A 6,107-nucleotide genomic window follows, 5' to 3' on the forward strand; every position below is an offset into this window, starting at 1 on the left:
TGGTTTTCTTTGGGCGTGATGTGTTTGTAGAAAAACTTGTTGAAGCAAGTCAAACCCGTAATTTTATTCCGGTGCTGGGTGCGTCGGGAAGTGGTAAGTCTTCAGTGGTTTTGGCAGGGTTAGTCCCGAAATTGGAAAAAGAAGGTCATTGGAAGTTTACTCATTTTCGTCCTAGTAGTGGGAAAAATCCATTTTATGCATTGGCTGAGGCACTTGTTCCACTTTATAAGTCGGAGTTGGATTCTACAGATCAGATGACTCAGGCTGGTAAATTAGCTAAATCTCTCAGTAAAGAGGAGCTTTCTTTAGATAATGTTTTTAGTAACGTCCAACGGCGATATCCAAATCATAAAGTACTTTTAATTGTAGATCAGTTTGAGGAACTCTACACTGAATATTCTGATCTACAATTTCGTCGTAGTTTCTTGGATTGTTTATTACCTGGCTTCCAATCAGCTAATTTTCGTTCATCATCTTCCATTGTACTTGTAGCAACAATAAGAGCTGATTTTTTGGCAAATGTGCTTTCTTATCGTCCCTTAGCGGATATGCTACAAAATGCGGATATTAAGCTGGGCGCAATGAGCCGAGAGGAATTGAAGGAGGTAATCGAAAAACCTGCGGAAAATTTGGGAGTTACTTTTGAAGCCGGGTTAGTAGAACGAATTTTGAATGATGTTCAAAATGAACCTGGTAATCTAGCTTTGCTTGAGTTTACCTTAACCGAATTGTGGAAAAAACGAATAGGGAAACAAATCACTCATGATGCTTATGAAGAAATAGGTGAGGTTTCTGGTGCAATAACAACTTATGCAAATAAGACATTGAGTGAATTCAAGCCAGAGGAACAAGAAAGGGTAAAGCGAATATTTATCCAGTTAGTACATCCAGGTGAAGGTACAAAAGATACTAAACGAGTCGCTACTAAAGCTGAGTTAAAGGAAAGCAACTGGAATTTAGTTAAGGAATTAGCAGATGCTCGGTTACTGGTTACCAATCGTACTGTTATTACCAGTTCTAAAAATTCAGAACAAGAAACAGTTGAGTTAGTCCATGAAGCGTTAATTCGTAACTGGGAACAACTAAAAAGATGGATGGAAGCAGACCGAGAATTCCGTACTTGGCAGGAAAGAATCCGAGTTACGATAGGCCAATGGCGGGAGATGAACAGGGATAAGGGATTGTTATTGCGGGGAGCTGCTCTAGTCTATGCACAGGAACAACTTGAAAAACATGGGGAAGAAATATCTGATACTGAAAAAGAGTTTATTTTGTTAGGCCGGACATACCAAAGGCGTTCTTTTCAAACCACTATAGGAGTTGTAACAATAGCTTTTGCAATAATTTCTGGATTAGCATTATTTTGGTTTTTTGAAAAAAATAAAGCAATTATTGCTGCTAACAATGAAAATATTAAAGCTGGAATTATACGATTAAAATCTAACTCAGACTATAAAAATATATCTAATAAATTAAGGATAATTGAAGTAAATCGAAAGTTGCAACAAGCCAATAAACCAACACTAAATAGTTTGATACAAGGAGTAAACTTATTGCGACAAAGTGTTTATCAAGTAAGTGATATTAATCTAAGAGAGATTAACTATTTGAAAGGCCATCAGGGTGGTGTCAATAGAGTCAGTTTCAGTCGAGATGGTAAATACCTCGCTTCTGCTAGTACTGACAATACAGTAAAATTGTGGAGGCGAGATGGGGAATTAGTAAAGACCTTGACTGGCCATGATTCTAAAGTCAATAGTGTGAGTTTCAGTCCGGATGGTAAATACCTCGCTTCTGCTAGTCGTGACGGAATAGTGAAATTGTGGAGGCGAGATGGCGAATTGATAAAGACTTTGACTGGTCATCAGGGTGGTGTCAATAGAGTCAGTTTCAGTCAAGATGGTAAATACCTCGCTTCCGCTAGTTATGACAAAACAGTGAAATTATGGAGACGAGATGGGGAATTGATAAAGACTTTGATTGGTCATCAGGGTAGTGTCAATAGAGTCAGTTTCAGTCGAGATGGTAAATACCTCGCTTCTGCTAGTCATGACAAGACAGTGAAATTGTGGACCTCAGAGGGAAAATTGGTAAAGACCTTGACTGGTCATAAGGATAAAGTCAATAGTGTGAGTTTCAGTCCGGATGGTAAATACCTTGCTTCTGCTAGTTTAGACAAGACAGTGAAATTGTGGACCTCAGAGGGGAAATTGCTAAAGACTTTGACTGGTCATGAGGATCAAGTCAAGAATGTCAGTTTTAGTCCCGATAGTAAATACCTCGCTTCTGCTAGTTTTGACACAACAGTGAAATTGTGGACCTCAGAAGGGGAATTAATAAAAACCTTGACCGGCCATGATTCTCAAGTCAATAGTGTGAGTTTCAGTCCGGATGGTAAGTACCTCGCTTCTGCTAGTTGGGACGGAACAGTGAAATTGTGGACGCCAAAGGGGGAATTGCTAGATACCTTGACTGGTCATCAGGATTATGTCTATGGTGTGAGTTTCAGTGCCGATGGTAAATACCTTGCTTCTGCTAGTTTGGACAAGACAGTGAAATTGTGGACCTCAGAGGGAGTATTGGTAGATACCTTGACTGGTCATCAGCATTATGTCTATGGTGTGAGTTTCAGTCGAGATGGTAAATACCTCGCTTCTGCTAGTCGTGACGGAACTGTGAAATTGTGGACAGGAGATTGGGTATTGGTAAAGGCCCTAACCGGCCATCAGAGTTCTGTCAAGAGTGTCAGTTTCAGTCCGGATAGGAAATACCTTGCTTCTGGTAGTGGTGACAAGACAGTGAAATTGTGGACACAAGAGGGGAAATTGGTAAAGACCTTGACTGGTCATCAGAATGGAGTCAATAGTGTGAGTTTCAGTGCCGATGGTAAATACCTCGCTTCTGGTAGTGGTGACAAGACAGTGAAATTGTGGACACAAGAGGGGGAATTGCTACAGACCTTGAAAGGGCACCAGGGTCATGTCTATGGTGTGAGTTTTAGTCCGGATGGTAAATACCTCGCTTCTGGTAGTGGTGACAAGACAGTGAAATTGTGGACACAAGAGGGGGAATTGCTAAAGACTTTGAGTGGGCATCAGGATAGAGTCAATAGTGTCAGTTTTAGTCCGGATGGTAAATACCTCGCTTCTGGTAGTAGTGACACAACCGTGAAATTGTGGACACAAGAGGGGGAATTGCTACAGACCTTGAAAGGGCACCAGGGTCATGTCTATGGTGTGAGTTTTAGTCCGGATGGTAAATACCTCGCTTCTGCTAGTCGCGACAAAAAAGTGAAATTGTGGACACTAGATGGGAAATTGGTAGATACCTTGAAAGGGCATAAGGGTATTGTTTTTCATGTCACTTTTAGTCCCGATGGTAAATACCTCGCTTCTGCTAGTCGTGACAATACAGTAAAATTGTGGAATTTTAACCAAGATGAACTTCTTAAATACGCTTGTAATAATCTAAAAGATTATCTAAAAAATAACGATGATGCTAGTGATGAAGAGCGTCAACTTTGTTTGATGGAATAAATGCTAGTGATAAAATATGAAGGTATTAAAAAGGTAAGATTTGAGACAATTCCCTCTAGGTAACATTACTTTTTGATTTAGATTACAGTAAAAAAATAGTTTTTGGACAAGATAGTAAAAAATGATGCCAACAAGTCACTTTAATCAAATTTTAGAAATGATTGACGCTCTTTCTTTAGAAGAACAAAACGATTTAATGAATATTGTTAGACATAGACAAATTGAACAAAGAAGAGAAGAAATTGCTGTTAATATTACTAAAGCTCACCAAGACTATCAACAAGGTAACGTCTTCCGAGGTACAGTTGATGATGTTATCGCCGAATTAAACAATGACTAATTTAATTGTCACTTCATCATTTAAACGAGCTTTTAAGGCAATCATTAAACGTCAACCGAATTTAAAACCAAAAATTGAAGGAAAATTAAGATTACTTGCTGATAATCCTTATAATCCTATACTACGCACTCATAAACTCAAAGGTAAATTATCAGGTGCTTGGGCTTGTTCGGTTGAATATGATTGTCGTCTTATTTTCAACTTTGAACAAAATCCAGACACCTTAGAAGAAGAAATACTTTTGATTGATATTGGCACTCACGATGAAGTTTATTAGTGGTGCGTTACGGAGCGGGCTGTTGCAACAGTCGCTACGAAGTTTAACATGAGGACAAGCCCGCCCCTAACACACCCTACGCACAACGCACTGATCCCCTGTTCCCTGTTCCCTGTTCCCTATTACCTACTATTTATAAGTGTTCAACCGAAGATGATATAACCAATTAACTTAACTGAGCTACTACCTGATTTGCCAATAAGGTTTCATTGGTAAGTAAATCATCAACAGTAACTCTCAAGTAACGTTCACCATCAACTTGAAACTGGAGTTTAATGCGATCGCTTCCGGGATTGCCCAGGGGTGTTAATTTAGCCACACTTCTTGCCCCATCCCTGTCATTGAGGGGTTGCACAGCAGATTCACCCTGGCCTAACTGACGAGTAATCAAGCGATCGCCTTCAAAATAAATCTCTGTGCCACCAGTTTGGGAGCCTAACTCTCCTAAAATTAGCTCTATACTCGGTTGATTCTCTACCGATGCTCCTAAGAATAGTTCTACTGGCTCACTCATGGGGTAAGGCTGTCCTTCTTTAATGATAGAGTGCCAGTTGTGACGCTTCAACCGTCTATCCCAATAGCGAATTCCGTAGCTATGGTAGAGGAAATCTTGGACTTCGATACCTTGGCTGAGCTGAAGTGCGCCAGTTGCGATCGCTTCAAAGGGTTTTTGGCAACGAACCTTGCTTGAGTCGAAATACCGGTTTACCCATGCCTGAACTGCTGGGATCTTCACGGTGCCACCCACTAACAAGACACCATCTATATCTGGCACTTCTATACCGCTGCGTCTTGCTTGTTGCAGCACTTCCGTCATCTTATTATCAAGGGTATCAAAAAACTCGTGTTCTTTGAGAATAGTTTCAAAGGTCTCCCGGTCTAGTTTTAGTTCGTAACTCTCAAAGGTTTCATCATTAAAATAGACTTCAGTGGCTTCAGACTGCTCAGACAGTTGAATTTTCAGGCGTTCTGCTAGTCGAGTAGTCAAAGGCGATCGCATTAACCCTTGAGTTTCCACAAAATAATCCACCAGCCAGTTATCAATATCTGTCCCACCCAAGTTTTGTCCCACTTTCGCCAGCACACGGGCAATTTTCACCTTCTGGCTAGACCCTTCACCAAAGGACTTTTGCCCCCACTTAAGAATAAACCCGAGGGGTTTTTTATTCCCTTGAGCCTCCTGATTCAGCTGCACCAGAGATAAATCCAGGGTACCACCACCAAAGTCTATAACTAGCAGAGTATCCCCTTCCGCAATACCATAGCCCAAGGCAGCCGCTGTCGGTTCATCCAGCATCCTCACCTGTTCCACTGGCAAGGATTGACAGATTGTACTAAGCCAATGGCGGTAAGCTTCAAAGCTATCCACAGGCACAGTCAGAATCACCGATTCAATGGCAGAATCCCCCGCCTCGGACTGGAGGGCTGATAGATTTTCAATAATTTGGTTGAGGAACCATTCCCCAACTTGTTCAAAGGTGATCCCGATCCCATCCAGTGCTGGCAGAAATCCCTGAACCTCAGCACCAATCCCCCGTTTGAAGCTGCGGAAGAATCGAGGGTCACTGCTTAGATCCAATCCGCGATCGCGTACTGCCTGTCCAACCATGACCTTACCCTGAGCCGCATTTTCCACATACACCAAACTGGGAATTAAGGGAGGATTTTGACTAAGTTGCAGAGCAAGTCCTGGTAAGGTGATAGTTTCTGGCTTTTCCGTGACTGGGTTCCAGCGAGTGATCACCGTATTGCTCGTGCCAAAGTCAATAGCGTAGGAGGTAGTACTGGTGCTAGGCATTTAATGTTTATTGAACTGATCTTATTGATATTCTTTATTATCAAGATAAATTGCGAAGTTTGGAAACCTAGTCTATAGGGAAGCTGGGATGAAAAACAAACCAATGGCAAATTTATTCCTAAGTATTCAGCCATTGGCTGATAGCTGATAGCTGAT

4 protein-coding genes are annotated in these 6,107 nt (G+C 41.3%); 3 read left to right on the forward strand and 1 reads right to left on the reverse strand.

The annotated features are described in order from the left end of the window. From F6K52_RS30720 to F6K52_RS30730, 3 genes are all read left to right on the forward strand, one after another. Nucleotides 1-3,536, forward strand: a 3,536-nt coding sequence (locus F6K52_RS30720) for a WD40 repeat domain-containing protein (protein ID WP_293087865.1), incomplete at its 5' end; no start/stop codon positions are given. 121 nt (nt 3,537-3,657) lie between these two features. Continuing rightward, complete coding sequence (locus F6K52_RS30725; RefSeq protein ID WP_293087868.1) at nt 3,658-3,876, forward strand: hypothetical protein; 219 nt, start codon at nt 3,658-3,660, stop codon at nt 3,874-3,876. Beyond that, nucleotides 3,869-4,153, forward strand: a complete 285-nt coding sequence (locus F6K52_RS30730) for a type II toxin-antitoxin system mRNA interferase toxin, RelE/StbE family (protein ID WP_293087871.1) — start codon at nt 3,869-3,871, stop codon at nt 4,151-4,153. Before F6K52_RS30725 ends, F6K52_RS30730 begins: the two co-directional genes overlap by 8 nt. A 166-nt stretch (nt 4,154-4,319) precedes the next feature. Here F6K52_RS30730 and F6K52_RS30735 read toward each other — a convergent pair whose 3' ends face one another. Then, nucleotides 4,320-5,951, reverse strand: coding sequence for an Hsp70 family protein (locus F6K52_RS30735; protein WP_293087874.1), 1,632 nt, complete (start codon nt 5,949-5,951; stop codon nt 4,320-4,322). Nucleotides 5,952-6,107: the final 156 nt, after the last annotated feature.

Origin of the sequence: Moorena sp. SIO3H5 (genome assembly GCF_010692395.1) — a bacterium.
Taxonomy (GTDB): domain Bacteria; phylum Cyanobacteriota; class Cyanobacteriia; order Cyanobacteriales; family Coleofasciculaceae; genus Moorena.